At 60.4% G+C, this 18,526-nt stretch carries 10 protein-coding genes; 8 read left to right on the top strand and 2 right to left on the bottom strand.

Annotation, left to right across the window (positions count from 1 at the left end; all coding sequences use genetic code 11):
• Positions 1 to 234 precede the first annotated feature (234 nt).
• On the bottom strand, positions 235 to 1,098 hold the full coding sequence (locus tag J4E00_RS11545) for a M28 family peptidase (RefSeq protein ID WP_208175300.1): 864 nt from the start codon (positions 1,096 to 1,098) through the stop codon (positions 235 to 237).
• Between the two features lie 287 nt (positions 1,099 to 1,385).
• Entirely contained in the window at positions 1,386 to 2,012 is a 627-nt protein-coding gene (locus J4E00_RS11550; RefSeq protein WP_208175301.1) for a chloramphenicol acetyltransferase, read from the bottom strand.
• Positions 2,013 to 2,169: 157 nt separating this feature from the next.
• On the opposite strand from J4E00_RS11550, the gene J4E00_RS11555 reads away from it, so the two are divergent.
• From J4E00_RS11555 to J4E00_RS11590, 8 genes are all read left to right on the top strand, one after another.
• Positions 2,170 to 2,865, top strand: a complete 696-nt coding sequence (locus J4E00_RS11555) for an HAD family hydrolase (RefSeq protein ID WP_208175302.1) — start codon at positions 2,170 to 2,172, stop codon at positions 2,863 to 2,865.
• Positions 2,866 to 3,011: 146 nt separating this feature from the next.
• Positions 3,012 to 8,546, top strand: a complete 5,535-nt coding sequence (locus tag J4E00_RS11560; protein ID WP_208175303.1) for an alpha-2-macroglobulin family protein — start codon at positions 3,012 to 3,014, stop codon at positions 8,544 to 8,546.
• 55 nt (positions 8,547 to 8,601) lie between these two features.
• Positions 8,602 to 9,465: a phosphodiester glycosidase family protein gene (locus J4E00_RS11565; protein ID WP_208175304.1), complete on the top strand. Its 864-nt coding sequence runs from the start codon at positions 8,602 to 8,604 to the stop codon at positions 9,463 to 9,465.
• Between the two features lie 108 nt (positions 9,466 to 9,573).
• Positions 9,574 to 9,906, top strand: coding sequence for a hypothetical protein (locus tag J4E00_RS11570; protein ID WP_208175305.1), 333 nt, complete (start codon positions 9,574 to 9,576; stop codon positions 9,904 to 9,906).
• A gap of 11 nt (positions 9,907 to 9,917) precedes the next feature.
• The gene (pbpC, locus tag J4E00_RS11575) at positions 9,918 to 12,335 is read left to right on the top strand and encodes a penicillin-binding protein 1C (RefSeq protein WP_208175306.1); all 2,418 of its coding nucleotides are present in this window, start codon (positions 9,918 to 9,920) and stop codon (positions 12,333 to 12,335) included.
• Positions 12,336 to 12,593: 258 nt separating this feature from the next.
• Positions 12,594 to 13,949 (top strand): TolC family protein, encoded by a 1,356-nt coding sequence (locus tag J4E00_RS11580; protein ID WP_208175307.1) that lies wholly within the window; start codon positions 12,594 to 12,596, stop codon positions 13,947 to 13,949.
• 107 nt (positions 13,950 to 14,056) lie between these two features.
• The gene (locus tag J4E00_RS11585; RefSeq protein WP_208175308.1) at positions 14,057 to 15,187 is read left to right on the top strand and encodes an efflux RND transporter periplasmic adaptor subunit; all 1,131 of its coding nucleotides are present in this window, start codon (positions 14,057 to 14,059) and stop codon (positions 15,185 to 15,187) included.
• An 86-nt stretch (positions 15,188 to 15,273) separates the two neighbouring features.
• Positions 15,274 to 18,492, top strand: coding sequence for an efflux RND transporter permease subunit (locus tag J4E00_RS11590; protein WP_208175309.1), 3,219 nt, complete (start codon positions 15,274 to 15,276; stop codon positions 18,490 to 18,492).
• The last annotated feature ends 34 nt before the right edge of the window (positions 18,493 to 18,526 follow it).

The raw sequence follows: 18,526 nt of genomic DNA on the forward strand, positions 1-18,526 counted from the left end.
TAGGCTTGGCTTACAAGGCCTAAGGCCGCAGTTGGCTTTACTTAAATATACGGCATCTATTGGGTTTCGGCCATCGGAATACCATAAAATATATTCCAAACAGCCGCCATGAAAAAAGCCACTTGATGGCCGGCTAAATGCGGGGAAGCATTGGAATAATTAACCCACGTTGACGGAGTAGCTGCGTTCTAGCAACTTGCTTGCCAGCACACTTACACCTGACGAGCCTGTCACTTACAGTGCCAGCACGGCCCCAAACACGCCGTTCACCACCTGCGCCATGCGCGCAAAGTCCAGCGTGTCGATGGTGTCGGAGGGTTCGTGGTAGTTGGGATTGCGCAGGAAAGACGTGTCATTTATCATCACGGCGTCGTAGCCGTAGGTCCAGTAGTTGCGGTGGTCGGAGAGGCGGGCCAGCGGCATGCTCTCGGGCAGGCTGATTTGCTGCACATCGAGGTTATCAGCATGGGCCTGCATATGATGCTGGATGTACTCGGTAAACTTCTCCTGGCCCGTTTTGCCCACTACGATGATAAAATTGCCCACGCTGGGGTACCGGGCGGCCAGCGCCTCGTTAGGGAAATGCTGCGAGCCGGGCTTGTTGCTGAAGTAGCCAATCATCTCGTAGCACAGCATGGCCCGCACCGGCACGCCGGCCGCGTACAGGGACTGGGCATGCACGGCGCTGCCCATGTGCTCGGTGCCGAAAAAGGGCGGCTCTTCGTTGGGGTAGGCCACAAAATCGACGCGGTAATGCAGGGGTAATTGGTGCTGGTGCAGCAGGCGAGCGGTTTCGAGCAGGCCGGCCACGGCGCTGGCGTTGTCATCGGCGCCGGGCTGGTCGCCGCACACGTCGTAGTGCGCGCCGATGACGATGCGCGCCGCGTCCGGCGGGCCGAAAGAGGCAATGATGTTGCGGTAGCGACGGCCATCGGCCTCGAACGCCTGCTCAGTGACGGTGCCGCGCAGCTTGGCCAGTTCGGCTTTGATGTAGTCGGCCGCCCGGTTCAGGGATTCCAGGTTGAGGTAGTTGCGGGCAGGTTGCAGGCCGGTCAGGAAGGCAACGTCGTCGTAGAGGCGGATTTGGTCGGCGGGCATGGCAGTATGGGGTTTAGTAGCGCATGAGGTGAGTAATGCAGCGTGGAAACCACGGTTAGCTGCTTCACAGACTGGGTGCAGAGGCAATACGGGGCCCGGCAGGTGGCCGACGCGATGCCACTTGGTAGCCCGGCACACCACAAACGTAAGCCAGTATTCCCAGCAACGGCGGACTGACACCGGCTGCTAGGGCCGTTTCGTAAAAACAAACTTGCCCTAGCAAAACTGCTAGGGTCATACCGTCAAAAAAATCTCACCCTAGCAGCTATTACGCGCCCAAACAGCTCCTACCCCAGCCGCCGCTGAAATGCCGCCAGAAACAGCCCGACGTGGTAGCCATCGCCCAGCCCATGGTGCAGGTTGACGGACACCGGCATTTGCAGCGTATTGTTTTCGGTGAACACCTGGCCGAAGGAGATTTTCGGGCAGCTATCCGGGTGGCGGAAGCTGCGGGCATGGGTGAGCCCAGTGAAGCGCACCCACGGCAGGGCCGAGCAATGCACAACATCGGGCCGGGCGGTGGCGTCGGAGAGGCGCAGGCCGGAGCTGGCCTGCACGGCCGCTATTTCCACTTCGGCCGCGGCGATGAAGCCGGCCAGCGTATCGTCTTGTTCAATGAAGGAGAAGGCAAACGTGTGGTCGGGCCGGCCGAGGGTGGCGGAGACGTGAATGCGGTCGTAGCAGACCACTTGGCCGTCTTCGATGCGGTAGCGAAACTCCTCGATTTCGTTGGCCGCTTCCAGCGCGTGGTAGAGATAGTAGAGAAAAAATGACACGCCCAGCCGCTTGGCTTCGGCCTGCGCGGCCGTGCAGTCGACGTTGGCCACGAGGCCGAAGAAGGGTTCTTCGAAGGCGGAGAAGAAGGCAAAATGCTCGCGGCGGGGCCAGGTTTCGAGGTCGATAAGGTGCTTCATAGGGGGCAAAGTTCGGTAGCTTTGCGGCGTTCGTTGGGTAATTGAACGGACGTCGGGGCTGGGTCCTGTTCCCGCCCACCGGTCGCGCCGCTACCAACGTCACCGTTCAACAACGGGCGGGGGCAGACTCTGCTCCTACCCCTGATGGCTCCACCCCATGCCTATCCAAACCTTTATCGCCTTCGACGCCGACGACACGCTCTGGCCTAACCAACCGCATTTTGACCATGTGGAAGCCCAGCTGCTGAAGCTGCTGGCCCCCTATGCTGACGACGCTACCATCAATGCGCGGCTCTACGACGTGCAGCGGGCCAACATGCAGCTGTTTGGTTATGGGGCCAAGTCGTTTATGTTGTCGATGATTGAAACCACGATTCAGCTTTCGGGCGGGGCCGTGGTAGGCGCCGAAATCCAGCAGATTCTAAACCTGGGGAAGGACTTGTTGCGCTTCCCCATTGAGCCGTTGCCCGATGTGGTGGACGTGCTGACCGAACTGAAGCAACGTGGGCACAAACTCATCCTGCTCACGAAAGGCGACCTGTTCGACCAGGAAAGCAAAATAGCCCGCTCCGACCTGGGCGACTTCTTCGACTACGTCGAAATCGTGAGCGAGAAGGACGTGCCCACGTACCAACGCCTCTTTACGCGCCTTGGGGCCACGCCTAAAAATTTCGTCATGATTGGCAACTCATTGAAGTCGGATGTTCTGCCGGTGGCTCGGCTAGGCTTCTCGGCCGTCCACGTGCCCTACCACGCCAACTGGATTCACGAACACGTGCCGGCGGAGCTACTGGCAGAGGTGAAGTTCTGGGCGGTGGAGCGGCTACGGGAGGTACTGGAGTTGGTGAAGTGACGTTCTGATGTTAGGCCTTACCCCCGGCCCCACGCCTGCAACCAGCCATGCCGGGAGGCAAAATATTGCACCTCCGTAGTATTCATCTAACGCAACGCTGGCGCTTTTCTGCTACCTTCCGGCCGGTTTTCACTCCTTCCTTTCCCATGTTGGCCAAATACCGTTTTTTGCCCCTGCTGCTTGTGCTGCTGGCGGCTGCTTCGTGCTCGAAAAAAACCGCTCAGGAGCAAGCCGTTGAGGCGGCCCAGACCGACGGCGACGAAATCGACCCGTACTCCAACCTCGTGTTCACCTTTGATGAGAAGGTGGTGGATGAGGGCAAGCTGAACCGCTGGGACACCACGCGCTATGTTACGTTTTCGCCTAATATCCGGGGCAAGTTCAAGTGGACCGGCGACCGGGAGCTGACGTTTTCGCCACTGGAGCCATTCCGGCCCAGCACGGTTTTTTCGGCAGCGCTGCGGCCCGAAGCACTGCCCAGCGACAAGCAGAAGCTGGCCCTGAACCGGCCTAAGTTCCACACGCCCTACCTGGATATGAGCGCGCCGCAGGTGTTCTACGGCAGCTCGAAGCGGGCGGCGGGCACGGCGGAGCTCAAGGCCAACCTGGTGTTCAACTACCCCGTGCGGCCCTCCGACGTGAAGTCGCGCCTAACCGTGACCCAGGACGGCGCGCCCGTGGCCGTCGAGGTGAACTCGGCCGAACCGGACGATATGGTGGCCATCACCTTCATGCAGGAGGTGAAGCCGGGCATTGCGTTGCAGATTAACGTGGCCCCCGGCCTGCGCCCGGCCACTGGCACCGCCCCCACCACCAAGGCCCTCAGTGCCCCGGCCGACGTGCCCTACCAGAGCACGCTGGAAGTGCGCGAGCTCACCGGCTCGCTGCTTAACGGGCAGCCCGTGGTGACGGTGCTCACCAACCAGCCCGTGAGCGTGGCTGACATCCAGAGCAGCCTGAAAGTGACGCCTACAGTGGCCTTTACGGCCGAAGCGCTGGAAAGCGGCTTCGCACTGCGCGGCGGGTTTGAAGTGGGCAAAACCTACCAGGTTTCGTTGGCGCAGGGCGCGCGTGGGCTGCTGGGCGGCACGTTGGACAATGCGTATAGTCAGGCGGTTTCGTTTGGTAATGAGCGGCCGAGCCTGAGCTTCACCAGCAACGACAAGGCCATGTACCTGGATGCGCTGGGGAACCGCAACCTGGGTTTGCGCATCAACGAAGTGGGCAAGGTGAAAGTGACCATTGCCAAGGTATACGCCAACAACATTCAGCAGCTGTTGCGCGGCGAAAAGCAGTACGGCTACCCCGGCATGGACGGCGAGGACTCGGAGGACTCCGGCGAGTCGAGCACCGACGAAAACGGCGAGTACGTGGACCACAGCTTCCAGTATTACGACACCGAAAACATTGGCAACGTGATTTCGGAGCGCACTATTTCGGTGAATGGCCTGCCCAAAGAAGCGGGCCTGCGCCTGCTCAACCTCAACCTGAAGGACCTGGAATTTCAGGGACCGATGAAGGGGCTGTACGTGGTGCGCGTGCAGGACACCGAGCGCCAGTGGCTGCAAGTGAGCAAGCTGGTGGCCGTGACCGATGTGGGCCTGATTGTGAAGCAGGGCGCCACGGGCGGCACGGTGGTTTTCGCCAATTCCATCCGCACAGCCGAGCCGCTGAGTGGGGTAACGGTGAACCTTGTGAGCTCCAACAACCAGGTGATTGGCACGACCACGACCGACAAATCCGGTGTGGCGCAGTTCGACTCGGCGGCCAGCATGAAGCGCTTCACGCTGGGCATGATTACGGCGGTGAAGGATGCCGACTTTTCATTCCTGGATTTGACCAAAAGCCGGGTCGAAACCTCGCGCTTTGAGGTGGGCGGGCTGACCTCGAACGCGGCCCACTACCAAGCGTTTCTATACGGCGACCGCAACCTGTACCGGCCCGGCGACACGGTGCGAACCAACACGGTGATTCGGACCGAAGACTGGAAGCTGCCGCCCACTGGCCTACCCATGAAAATCCGTCTGCTGATGCCCACCGGCAAGGAATACAGCATCTTGCAGAAGAAGCTAAACGGCGCGGGCTCGTTCGAAAGCAGCTTTATTCTGCCGCCCACCGTGATGACCGGCCAGTACACCCTGGAGGTGCTGACCGGCAACGACGTGCTGCTGACTTCGCGGCCCATCAGCGTGGAAGAATTCATTCCGGACCGCCTGAAGGTGACCGTGACGGCCGCGCCAAAAATCCTCAAGCCGGGCCAGGACGTAACGGCCAGCATCACGGCCATGAACCTGTTTGGCCCACCCGCGTCGGACCGCAAGTACGAGGTCGAATTCTCGCTCAAGCAGAAGTCCTTCCAGCCTAAAGGCTACCCCAACTACAGCTTTGAGATAAACAACGGCCAGAGCAAAACCAGCGACGACTGGGTAAGCACCCTTGGGAAAACCGTGCGCGAAGGCACCACCGACGCCACCGGCCACGGCACGGCCTCCTATACCGTGCCCGACTACCACGACATGGGCACGCTGGAAGGCGTGGCCTTCACCACGGTGTTCGACGAAACCGGCCGGCCCGTGAACCGCCTCGCCACCTTCGACGTGCAAACCCAGACCACCATGTTCGGCATGCGCGACCTGCCCAGCCTGGTGAGTACCCGGCAGGAGCTGCCCCTCAAGCTGGTGGCCGTGACGCCTGCCGGCAAGCCCACCACCGCCGAAGCGCAGGTAACTATTTACCGCATGCTTTGGGAAACCGTGCTGGAACGCCAGGGCGGTCGGTTCGTGTACAATTCGCAACGCCGCGCCCAGACCGTGATGAACGTGGACTACACGGTGAAGGGCCAGACCGATTTCAACTTCACGCCCATCTACTCGGGCGAGTATGAGGTGCAGGTACGCCGCCCAGGCGCCACCAGCTACGTCAGCCAGACTTTCTACGCCTACGGCTACGGCGACACCCAGGGCAATGCCTTCGAGGTAAACAACGAGGGTGAGGTGACCATTGAGGCCGACAAGCCCAAGTACGCTCCCGGTGAAACCGCCAACCTGCTGCTGAAATCGCCCTTCGCCGGCCGCATTCTCGTGACGGTGGAGCGGGCCAATGTGCTCGACCATTTCTACGTGAACACCGACGGCAAGGCGGCCGAGGTCAAAATCCCCATCAAGGGCGAGCACGTGCCCAACGTGTACGTGACGGCCACCGCCGTGCGCGCCCACACCGCCCAGGACCGCCTGCCCCTCACCGTGGCCCGCGGCTTCCTGCCCCTGACCGTGGAAAAGGAAGACTCGCGCCTGGCCGTGGCCATTGCCGCGCCGGCCGCCAGCCGCTCCCAGACCTGGCAAACCGTGGAAATCACAACCGCGCCCCGCGCCCAGCTCACCCTGGCCGTGGTGGACGAGGGCATTCTCCAACGCAACGGCTACCAGAGCCCTGACCCGCACGCCTACTTCTACCAGAAGCGCGCCCTCGAAGTGTCGGCGTTTGATGTGTACCCCTTCCTGCTGCCCGAGCTGGGCACCAGCAGCAGCGGCGGCGACGCCGCCGACCTGGCCCGCCGCACCAACCCCGTGCCCAACCGCCGCGTGAAACTGGTGTCGAAATGGAGCGGCGTGCTGACCGCCGACGGCGACGGCAAAGTGCGCTACCGGGTCCGCGTACCGCAGTTCAGCGGGGCACTCCGCATCATGGCCGTGGCTTACAAGGACGATGCCTTCGGCTCGGCCGAAGCCACGATGAAGGTGGCCGACCCGGTGGTGATTTCGACAGCGCTGCCGCGGTTTGCCAGTCCTGGCGATACGGTTGACGTGCCCATAACTTTTACAAACACGACCAATAAACCCATCCAGTGTTATGCTGGTATTGCCGTGGATAATAAGCAACCTCAGCCTAGTGCAAGAGTGGCTTTTTTCAACGGTTTTGAGAAAGGAAAACAAGGGGACGCTAACGAAACCGTACTTTCCGCTAATGCTGAACGCCGGTTTATATTTCACATGGTTGTTGGCAATCAGATTGGCTCCGTTCAGCTCAAAGCAACGTGTAATCCGGAAGCAAAGAGTGGGTACACAAGCATCTTTTCCGAAACCATCGAACTCCCCATCCGCCCCGCCGCCTCGCTCGAAAAGCGCACCGGCAGCGGCGTAGTAGCCGGCGGGGCCACGCTTCCGCTCAACCTAAAAACCGATTTCCTGCCCGCCTCGCTCACCAGTAGGCTGGTGGTGAGCCGCTCGCCGCTCACAGAGTTCAGCAAGGACTTGCGCTACCTGCTGCAATACCCCTACGGCTGCCTGGAGCAAACCGTATCGGCCGCTTTCCCGCAGCTGTACTACGCCGATTTGGCCGCCACCTTGCAGCAGAAAACCGGGGCCGCCGCCAAGGCTCAGCGCTACAACCCCAACTACCACGTGCAGGAAGCCATCCGCAAGATTGAGAGCATGCAGCTCTACAACGGCAGCCTGAGCTACTGGCCGGGCGGCGACTACGACAACTGGTGGGCCACTGCCTACGCCGCGCACTTCCTGCAGGAAGCCCAGCAGGCCGGCTTCGCGGTGAATAAGTCGGTGCTCGACAAGGTGCTGAAATACCTGGCCTTCCGCCTCAAAAAGCGCGAAACCGAGCCCTACCAGTACTTCGACGTGAACAACCTGGCCCGCCAGCGCACCATCGCCAAAAAGGAAATTGCCTACACGCTCTACGTGCTGGCCCTGGCCGGCCGCCAGGACCCCGTGGCCCTGAACTACTACCGCGCCAACCGCCCCCTGCTGGCCGAAGACTCCAAGTTCCTGCTGGCCTGCACCCAGAGCCTGCTCGGCAACCAGCGCGCCTTCCGCGAGCTGCTGCCCACCAAGTTTGGCGGCGAGAAAGCGGCCGGCCGTGCCCTTGATGGCTCGTTCTACTCGCCCATCCGCGACGAGGGCCTCATCCTCAATGCCCTCGTCAGCACCGACCCCAACAACCCGCAAATTCCTGGCATCGCCCGCCAGCTCAGCCGCCAGATGAAGCAGGCCGGCTGGCTCAGCACCCAGGAGCGCGCCTTCGGCCTGCTGGCCCTCGGCAAAATAGCCCGCCAGAACGCCAAGAGCACCGCCACTGCCAGCCTGTTCATCGACGGCAAGCCGGCCGGCAATTTCGATGGTAAGGACTTCACCCTGCGCAACGTGGCCAACCGCAACCTGAGCATTCGCACCGCCGGTAAGGGCAACCTCTACTACTTCTGGGAAACCGAGGGCATCTCGGCCAGCGGCCAGGTGCACGAGGAAGATGCCTACCTGAAAGTGCGCCGCGAGTTCCTTACCCGCGACGGCGCCCCGTTGGGTGCCCCCAGCTTCCGTCAGAACGACTTGGTGGTGGTAAAAATCACCCTCGAAGCCGGCGATGCGGCGGGCGAAGTGAAGAACGTGGCCATCACCGACCTGCTCCCCGCCGGCCTCGAAATTGAGAACCCACGCATCGGAGCGCTGCGCGAGCTGAACTGGGCAAAAGACGCCAGCACGCCCGATTATCTGGACGTGCGGGATGACCGGATTAACCTCTTCACCACCGCCACTGGCACGCCCAAGCACTTCTATTACCTCTGCCGCGCCGTGAGCAAAGGCACTTTCAAGCTGGGACCAGTGAATGCGGATGCGATGTACAACGCCGAATACCACAGCTACAATGGGGCCGGCGTGGTGAGCGTGCGGTAATGGCGCAAGTCGTATACGGTAGGGCTGTGCCTGCTATTCCAAGACTTCGGAAACAATGAGACGCTTACTGCTTGTGTTGCTTGAGTCACTGGCTGCCTTCGAGGCGGGCAGTTCGGCCCTGTTGCCCCAAGCCAAAGCTGATGCATTGGTGTGGCAGCAGCTCGACCAAGGTCTGGCGCTGGGCGAATACACGCCCGTAAGCAAATCTGAGCTAGGCGATTCTAAAATCACCATTCTTCGCATCAACCCGAATTTCTACGCCTTCCGCTTGCTGGAGTCGGTCCGATTCAAAGACCAACGCAAGACAGCGGCGCAGTGGTGCCAACAGGAGAAGCTGGTCGCCTGCATCAATGCCGGTATGTACCAACCCGACGGGCAAAACACCGGCTATATGCGCAACTACAAGTCCATTAATAACACGGCCTTCAACGCCGACAACTGCCTGCTGGCTTTCAACCCCACTGATAGTTCACAAGCCGAAATCAAGCTGATTGACCGGGGATGTGAGGCCGACTGGGAACAGCAGGCCCAGCGCTACCAATCCGTTTCGCAAAGCGTACGCATGATAGACTGCCACCAGAATAATACCTGGGCGCAACAGCCCAAAAAATGGAGTTCGGCGGTGTGGGGCATGGACAAGGAAGGGCAGGCACTGATGATATTCTGCCGCTCGCCCTACACCATGCACGACTACGTGGACATCCTCCTGCAAGCGCCACTGAACATTCAGCAGGCCATGTACCTGGAAGGCGGCCCGGAGGCCAGCTTGTACCTGAAAAGTGGTGCTACCGAGCGTAATTTATTCGGCAGCTACGAAACGGGCTTTACCGAAAACGATAATTCTCAGGAAGCATTTGCACTGCCGAACGTGATTGGGATAGTGAGGAAAGGAGCATCCAGCGCCGCGTCAGGACGATGAGTAAGCATTTCCAGTAGCGCGGACTTTGAAACTGGTCCAGGTAGCATTTGCGCTAAACTCGCGCCAGTAGCAAGCGTACGGTAGGTTCCTTTTCCATCAATTCTGTTTATGTTCGTCTTAAACCGCCGCCTTCTGATTATCCTGTTGACCATGTTTCTCGCCATGGTCCTCTGGATGGCCTACTTCTTCTACTTCCGTACCGATGGCCGGGGCCACGTAATCCGGGAGGCCGACAGCCCAGCCGCCGAAGCCCGGGGCCAGCAGCTGCTTAGCCGAGCCGACAACCTCATGAATCAGCATCAATACGATGTCGCTAAGACCCTGCTCGACTCCCTCCGCGATGCCGACCTCAACCCAGCCATGTTCATTGCTGATGATGCGCTGGAGCAGCGTATGGACACGTTGCGCCGTCGCCGGTTTCGGGAGAAAGCGGCTCAGTAGTAACTTTCGGGATGAGCAAGCGGCATTGGGTACGGAATGGAATTGGCATAGCCTGCGGGCTGCTGCTGGTTTTTGTCCTCGACCGCCTCTTCCCCCTGCCGCCGGCGCCGCGCTACTCCCCCATCGTGCTGGCGGCTGATGGCACCGTGCTTCACGCCTTCTTGAACCCCACTCAGAAATGGCGCATGAAAACGGAGCTGGCCGAAATCACGCCCGCTTTACAGCAGGCCATCATCAATAAAGAGGACCGATACTTCCGCTACCATTTTGGGGTGAACCCGGTGGCAATAATGCAGGCCGCCGGGCGCAATCTGTTTGGCAAGGGACGCACCACCGGGGCCAGCACCATCACCATGCAGGTGGCCCGATTGCTGGAGCCCAAGGAGCGCACCTTCGGCAATAAGCTCAAGGAAATGCTGCGCGCCATGCAGCTGGAAGCGCACTACAGCAAGGCCGAAATTCTGCAGCTTTACTTGAACCTGGTGCCCTACGGCAGCAATATCGAAGGCGTGAAGTCGGCCGCGCTGCTCTATTTCCAACAGCCCCCCGACTACCTCTCGCTGGCCCAGACCGTGACGCTGGCCATCATCCCGAACCAGCCCCGCGTGCTGGTGCTGGGCAAAAACAACGACCGTATTCTGGCCGAGCGCAACCGCTGGCTGCGGCAGTTTCAGCAGCAGCACCTGTTCCCCGACCAGGACATTGAAGACGCGGTGAACGAGCCGCTGGACGTGCAGCGCCACGCCGCCCCCACACTGGCGCCGCACCTGGCACGGCGGCTCGTGACGCAGTTTCCTGGTCAGCCCATCATCAGTTCTACGCTACGCCGCGCCCCACAGGCCAAAGCCGAGGATTTGACTAAAAACTACGTGCGCCGCCTGCACGAACTGGGCATTTCGCAGGCCGCTGTGCTGGTCGTGAACAACCGCACCCGCGCCGTGGAAGCTTATGTGGGCTCCGCCGATTTTCAGGATGCGGCCAGCAGCGGGCAGGTTGATGGCGTGCGCGCCGTACGCTCGCCGGGCAGCACGCTCAAACCCTTCCTCTACGCCCTGGCTGTGGACCGCGGCATCGTAACGCCCAAGCTGAAGCTGCCCGACGTGCCCACCAATTTCAGCGGCTTCCACCCCGAGAATTTCGACAAAACCTACGCCGGCGAAGTGACCGTGGAGCGCGCCCTCACCTATTCGCTCAACATCCCTGCCGTGCGCGTGCTGGCCGAAGTTGGCGTGCCCACTCTCACCGACAAGCTGCGGCAGGCCGGCTTCAAAAGCGTGGCCAAAGCCGCCCCGCTGCTAGGCCTCAGCACCGTTCTGGGCGGCTGCGGGGCGACGCTGGAGGAACTGATGGGCCTGTACGCGGCGCTGGCAGACGGCGGGCGGTACCGGGGGTTACGGCTTACCTCACTACCTGCCGGAACCTCACCCTCGACCCCTCTCCAAAAGAGAGGGGAGCCTGACGATTCAACTCCGCGCAAAACCGGTGTCCCCTCTCTTTTGAATAGGGGGGCAGGAGATGAAATTCCCGCCGGAACGCCCCTCATCTCCCCCGCCGCTGCCTTCCTCATCACTGACATCCTGGCTCAGCGCACCCGCCCTGACCTGCCGATGGGCTACCAGAACAGCCGCCACCTGCCCAAAATTGCCTGGAAAACCGGCACCAGCTATGGCCGACGCGATGCCTGGAGCATTGGCTACAACCAGGATTACACCATTGGCGTGTGGGTGGGTAATTTCAGTGGGCAGGGCAGCCCGTCCCTGACCGGCGCCGACGTGGCTTCGCCCCTGCTCTTCGACCTGTTCAACGCCCTGGCTTACAACTCCCCCAACAACTGGGCTGTGCCGCCCGCCACGCTGGACTTCCGGCTGGTCTGCGCCGAAACCGGCCTTGTGCCCGGCGAGCATTGCCCCAACCAACTGATTGACTACTACCTGCCGGGCGTGTCGACGGCGCGGCACTGCGAGCATCAGAAAGAAACGCTGGTATCGGGCGATGGGGCCATTTCCTACTGCCGGGCCTGCGTGCCGGCAATGGGCTTTCGGCGGCAGCTGTTCCCCAATCCACTGCCGGAAGTGCTGGCGTTTCGGGAGGCTCAGGGGCTGCCGTCCAGCCGCCTGCCGCCGCACAACCCCGCCTGCCAGTTGGTGCGCACGTCCAACGACGGCGCGGGCGCGGCCCTGGCCATCACCTCTCCGCTCGACCATGCCGAATACGTGCTCGACCGCAAGGAGAAGCAACAAATGCTGCTCACCTGCGCGGCCGGCAGCGAAGTGCGCCAAGTATTCTGGTACGTGAACGACCAGTTTTTGCGGGCCGCAGCGGCTACCGAGCGGGTATTTTTTTGGCCGCCCAGCGGCACGGTGAAAATATCCTGCGCCGACGACCACGGGCGCAATGTGGACATTCAGCTGCAAGTGGCTGAATTGTAGCGGCGGTTCAGCCTGACCTGGGCAGTCAGGTAATCCTGTGCTGATTAAACAGCATAAGTATCTGACATACATAAGTATTAGACAGAAATACCCTGACAGTAAAAGACCCGAATCGTTTCTGATGGTTTTTTAGCTATCTGTAACCTTTCAGCCTGAATCGTGTTAACGAACCTTGGTTAAAGTGGCTTTTACCGGTTAGCCCATCCGAAGGTGATACCGAACAGTATTGCTTAGTGAGTTGCCTCTGCCTATCTATTTATGAAACAAACCTTGTTGGCGTTAAAACCGCTGTTTCGATTATTTCTGTTTGCCCCTTTTTGCGCATTATCCCAACCAGTTGCCCCACCCCCACCCGCTAGTACCCTGACGCTGTCGCAGTGCCTGAACTACGCACTGGTAAACCAGCCCGTGGTGCGACAAGCCCGAATTGACGAGCAAGTCACGGATGCCGAAATCCGCATTGCCAAGGCTGCCTGGCTGCCGCAAGTAGGCGTCACGGCCTCGGCGCAGCACTATTTCCAGCTGCCTACTACCATTTTCCCCAACCTGACCACCGGCCTGAATGAGCCCCGGCAGCTGGGGGTGAAAAACACTTCCACCATTGGGCTTTCGGGCACGCAGGTCATCTATAATAACGATGTAAACCTGGCGTCGCGGGGCGCCCGCTTCTCACGGCAGGCGGCCCAGCAGAACACCACAAACACGCGCATCAATGTGGTATCGGACGTGAGCAAGGCGTTTTACGACGTGCTGCTTTCGCAACGGCAGCTCGACGTATTTAATGAGGACATCGTGCGGCTGCGGCGCAACTACCAGGATGCCAAGGCGCGCTACGACGTGGGCATTGTGGATAAAACCGACTACCTGCAGGCCGAGATTTCGCTGAACAACTCGTTGGCCGGCCGCAAGCAGGCCCAGGAAAGCATCAAGGCCAAAACTGCCTACCTCCAGCAGCTAATGGGCCTGCCGCCCGAGCGCCCCATCTCGCTGCAATACGACACGCTGAAGCTGGAAACCGACGCCGTGTTCGACACCACGGCTGGCCTGAACGTAGCCAGCCGCATCGAGTTCCAGCAGCTCCTGACTCAGAAGTCGCTCCAAAGCGTTACCATCGACTACTATCGGCTGGGCTTCCTGCCGTCGCTCAGCGCGTTTGGCAACTACAACGCGGTGTACCAGAACAACGAGTTTGGGAACCTCTATGCTCAACGCTTTCCAAACTCCTACGCGGGTTTGCAGGCCGCGCTGCCCATTTTCACCGGTTTCCGGCGCACCCAGAACCTGCGCCGCGCCCGCCTGCAGGACAACCGCATCGACGAGGACATCAACAGCACCCGCAACCAGATTAATACCGAGTACACCCAGGCCCTGGCCTCGTACAAGAGCACCTTCAACGACTACCTGGTGGGCAAGCGCAACCTCGACTTGGCCAAGCAGGTGTACACCGTGGTCGACTTGCAGTACCGCGAAGGCATCAAAGCCTACCTCGACTTGCTGATTGCCCAAACGACGCTTCGCACCGCGCAGCTCAATTACTACACCTCACTGTTCCAGGTGCTGGGTAGCAAGGTGGAGTTGCAACGCACGCTGGGCACGCTGCCAACGGACTATTAATTAAGTACGCTTCCAGGCCTTCATGCCAAGCGCAGCCGAGGCGTGGCCGTCCCTACATACTCTAAAAGCCGCTGCTTCCCCGCTGTCGGCGAACAGTTAAGATGAAGATGAACAAGAAATACCTGGCGCTAAGCCTACTGGCCCTGGCCTCGTGCGGTAAAAAGGAAGACGAGCAGAAGAAAAACGCGGCCCCACCGCCCACGCCCGTCAGCCTCGTAGCGGCCCGCACCACTGAGGCTGTGTATTACGACGAATACCCCGCCACCGTGGTGGCCCTCAATACCGTGGAGCTGCGCACCCAGGTTACTGGCTTCGTGACGGGCATCTATTTCAAGGAAGGCGAAGTGGTGCCCAAAGGCAAGCGGCTCTACGAAATTGACCAGCGCCAGTATCAGGCTGCTTACCAGCAGGCCCAGGCCGACCTGCGCAGCGTGCAGGCCAACGCCAACAACGCCGAAGTAAACGCCGGCCGCTACCGCCGCCTTGCCGAGCAAGACGCTGTGGCCAAGCAGCTGGTAGACAACGCCAATACCACCGCTGCTACGGCTCGTGCCCAGGTGGCCGCCGCCCAGGCCGCCGTGAACATCGCCCGCAACAACCTCGGCTTCTCCAGTGTCACGGCGCCGTTTTCGGGTCGCATCGGCATCTCGCAGGTGCGGTTAGGCTCGCAGGTGGGCGCCGGCACCACGCTGCTCAACACCATTTCGAGCGAAGACCCGGTGGGCGTCGACATTGTGGTGACGCAAACGGACATTGCCCGCTTCGCCGAATTGCAGAATAGTAAAGTCGCCCGCGGCGACTCCTCTATCCGCCTGGTGCTGCCCGGTGGGAAAACATACCCGCTGCCCGGCCACATCCGCACCATTGACCGCGGCGTGAACAGCGGCACTGGCACCATCACGGTACGCGTGGAGTTTGCCAACCCCAAGCGCGAGCTGAAAGATGGGATGAGCGCCGTGGTAAAGGTGCTCAATACGCAGTCGGGCCAGCGCATCGTCGTGCCATTTAAGGCCATCGTGGAGCAAATGGGCGAAAACTTCGTGTACGCCGCCACCGACAGCAGCACCGCTCAGCAGCGCAAAGTGAAGCTCGGCCCGCGCCTGAAAGACCAGATTGTGCTGCTCGATGGCGTGAAAGACGGCGAAAAAATCGTGACCGAAGGTGTGCAAAAACTGCGCGACGGTGCCAAGATTACCACGGAAGTGCCCAAGGCCCCACCCGCAGCCCCCGGGAAGTAGCCGCTTCTCTTATCAGCATGACGTTCCTCTTATTAGAATAGAATTGAACCTAAAAGCTAATGGCTACTAGCCAACAGCTATAGAAAATGATAGCAGAAACCTTTATTCGCCGTCCCGTTACGGCCATTGTCAGCTCCCTGGTCATCGTGCTGGTGGGCATGCTGGCCATGCTCAAGCTGCCCATCGGGCAGTACCCCGAAATCACGCCGCCTACGGTGTCAGTATCGGGCACGTACACCGGCGCCGATGCCCAGACCGTGGAGCAAACCGTGGCCACGCCGGTGGAAGTGCAGGTGAACGGCACGCCCGGCATGACCTACCTCCAGAGCAACAGCACCAGCAACGGCCAGATGAGCATGACGGTGAACTTTGAGGTCGGTACCGACATCAACATCGCCGCCCTCGACGTGCAGAACCGCGTGGGCATTGCCACCCCCACCCTGCCCCAGGAAGTGCAGCGCCTCGGCCTCACCGTGCGCAAGCGAAACCCCAGCATCCTGATGCTGGTGGCGCTTTTTGCGCCCAAAGGCTCCCACAACGCCACCTTTCTCGACAATTACGCCAACGTATACATCAAGGACGCCCTGCTGCGCACCAAGGGCGTGGGCGACATCGTGAGCCGCGCCGATGACTTTTCGATGCGCCTTTGGCTGAAGCCCGATAAGCTTTCGCAGCTCGGCATCACGGCCAATGATGTGCTGGCGGCCATTCAGGAGCAGAACGCCCAGATTGCGGCGGGTTCCATCGGCGCGCCGCCCCAGCAAATGGGCCAGACGTTTGAGTACATCGTGACGGTGCAGGGCCGCCTGGCTACTACCGAAGAATTCGGCGACATCATTGTGAAAACCCGGCCCGACCAGGACGGCGGCATCGTGTACCTGCGCGATGTGGCCCGCATGGAACTGGGCAAGTTCAACTATGGCAACAACTCCTACGTGGACGGCAAGCGCGCCGCCTACCTGCTGGTGTACCAGGCCCCCGGCGCCAACGCCCTCGAAACCTTCGAGAACGTGAACAAAACCATGGAACAGCTCAAAAAGCAGTTCCCCGCCGACCTCACCTACATCGTGCCTTTCGAAGCGGCCAGCGTGGTAAAAGTGTCCATCCACGAAGTGGTGGAAACGCTGGTAATCGCCCTGCTGCTCGTTATTGTGGTGGTGTTTTTGTTCCTGCAAAGCTGGCGCTCTACGCTCATTCCGGTGCTGGCCATTCCGGTGTCCATCATCGGCACGTTCATGTTCTTTATTCCGCTTGGCTTTACCATCAACACGCTCACGCTGTTTGGTTTCGTACTGGCCATCGGGATTGTGGTCGATGACGCCATTGTGGTGGTGGAGGCCGTGGAGCACAACATGGATGCCCGCGAAATGAACGTGCTCGATGCCACGCTGGAAGCCATGCGCGAGATTTCGGCCCCGGTTATTGCCATTGCCCTGATTCTGGCGGCGGTGTTTGTGCCGGTGGGCTTCATTCCGGGCATCACTGGGCGGCTGTATCAGCAGTTTGCCATCACCATTGCCATCTCGGTGCTGATTTCGGCTTTCGTAGCCCTTTCGCTCACGCCGGCCCTGTGCGTGCTCTTGCTGAAGCCGACCAAGCGCGACGACCAGTCGAAAGGCTTAGACAAGTTCTTCTTCAAGTTCAACAACTGGTTTGGCCGCGTGACCGACAAGTATGGCAACGGCGTAGCCAAAGGCATCAAGAATTCCAAGTTTGTGGTGGTCATCCTGGTGTGCATTGTGGCGGGCACCGTGCTGCTGTTCAAAGGCAAGCCCAGTGGCTTCCTGCCCACCGAGGACGAAGGCCGTATCATCATCACCTTCAACCTGCCCGAAGCCTCCAGCACCTCCAGCACGGTGGCTACACTTCAGGAAATGATGAAGGAGCTGTCGCAGGTGAAAGGCATTGCGCACTACGCCGCGCTCGGCGGCCTGAACGCCGTGAACTTCTCCTCCAAATCGAACTCCGGCACCATTTTCTGCCAGTTGGAGCCCTGGGAAGACCGCAAGGACGAGGCCCTGCGCCTGCAAGGGCTGATGGCCAACGTGCAGCAGCGCATGGCCCGCTTCAAGCAGGCCACCACCGTGGTGATTTCGCCGCCTGCTATCCCCGGCTTGGGTAATACTGGGGGCTTTTCCTTCGTGCTGCAGGAGCGCGAAAGCTCGGGCGATGTAAGGACTTTTGATGCCAACCTGCAAGGCTTCCTCGGGGCCATTCGGAAGCGGCCCGAAATTGCCAGCGGCTTCAGCTTCTTCACGGCCAACACGCCGGGCTACCAGCTCGAAATCAACCGCGAGAACACCAAGAAGCTGGGCGTATCCATCTCCGATGTAGCCACGGCCCTGCGCACCTACCTGGGCTCGGCCTACGTGAACGACTTCACGCTCTACGGCCGCAACTTCCGCGTGGTGGCCCAGGCCGACAGCAGCTACCGAGGCGACATCTCCAACATCGGGCAGTACTACGTGCGCAACTCCGCCGGCACCATGGTGCCCCTGAGCAGCCTCACCACCTACAAGCGCACCGAAAGCGCCCCGCTCATCTCGCACTACAACTTGTTCCGCTCGGCCGAAATCAACGGCAACCCGGCCCCGGGCTACAGCTCCGGCGACGCTATTAAAGCCCTGCAGGAGGAAGCTGCCAAGTCCCTGCCGCAGGGCTACGGTTACGAATTCTCGGGCCTGAGCCGCGAAGAATTACTGGCGGGCGGCCAGACGATTTACATCTTTGCGCTGTCTATTGCCTTCGTGTTCCTATTCCTGGCGGCCCTGTATGAGAGCTGGTCGGTGCCGTTCTCGGTACTGCTGGCGGTGCCGGTGGGCATCTTCGGAGCCATCCTGGCGCTGTTTTTCCTGCCCAAGCTCACCAACAATATCTACGCTCAAATCGGGATGATTACGCTGATTGGTCTATCCGCCAAAAACGCCATCCTGATTATCGAATTTGCCAAGGAACGGGTTGATAAGGGCATGCCGCTGGTAGATGCCACGCTCGAAGCCGTGCGCCTGCGCCTGCGCCCCATCATTATGACTTCGCTGGCCTTTATTCTGGGCATTGCGCCGCTCACGTTTGCCTCCGGCGCTGGCTCGCAAGCCCGCCAGACCTTGGGCTGGACGGTACTCGGCGGCATGCTGGCGGCCACAGCCTTGGCCATTTTCATCGTGCCGGTGCTCTACGTCCTCATCACCCGCTTCGCCTACGGCAAGGAGAAACTGGCCGAGCTGGAGAAGAACTACAAGCCTGATGAGGAGCACGGCGGCCACCACGAGGAAAAAGGCCCCGCGCCAGAGCCCAGCCCGGCGTAATCTGCCATATTACGGGAATAATAAAAATGCCTCT

It is taken from the genome of Hymenobacter negativus, from assembly GCF_017571495.1.
Taxonomy (GTDB): Bacteria; Bacteroidota; Bacteroidia; order Cytophagales; family Hymenobacteraceae; genus Hymenobacter; species Hymenobacter negativus.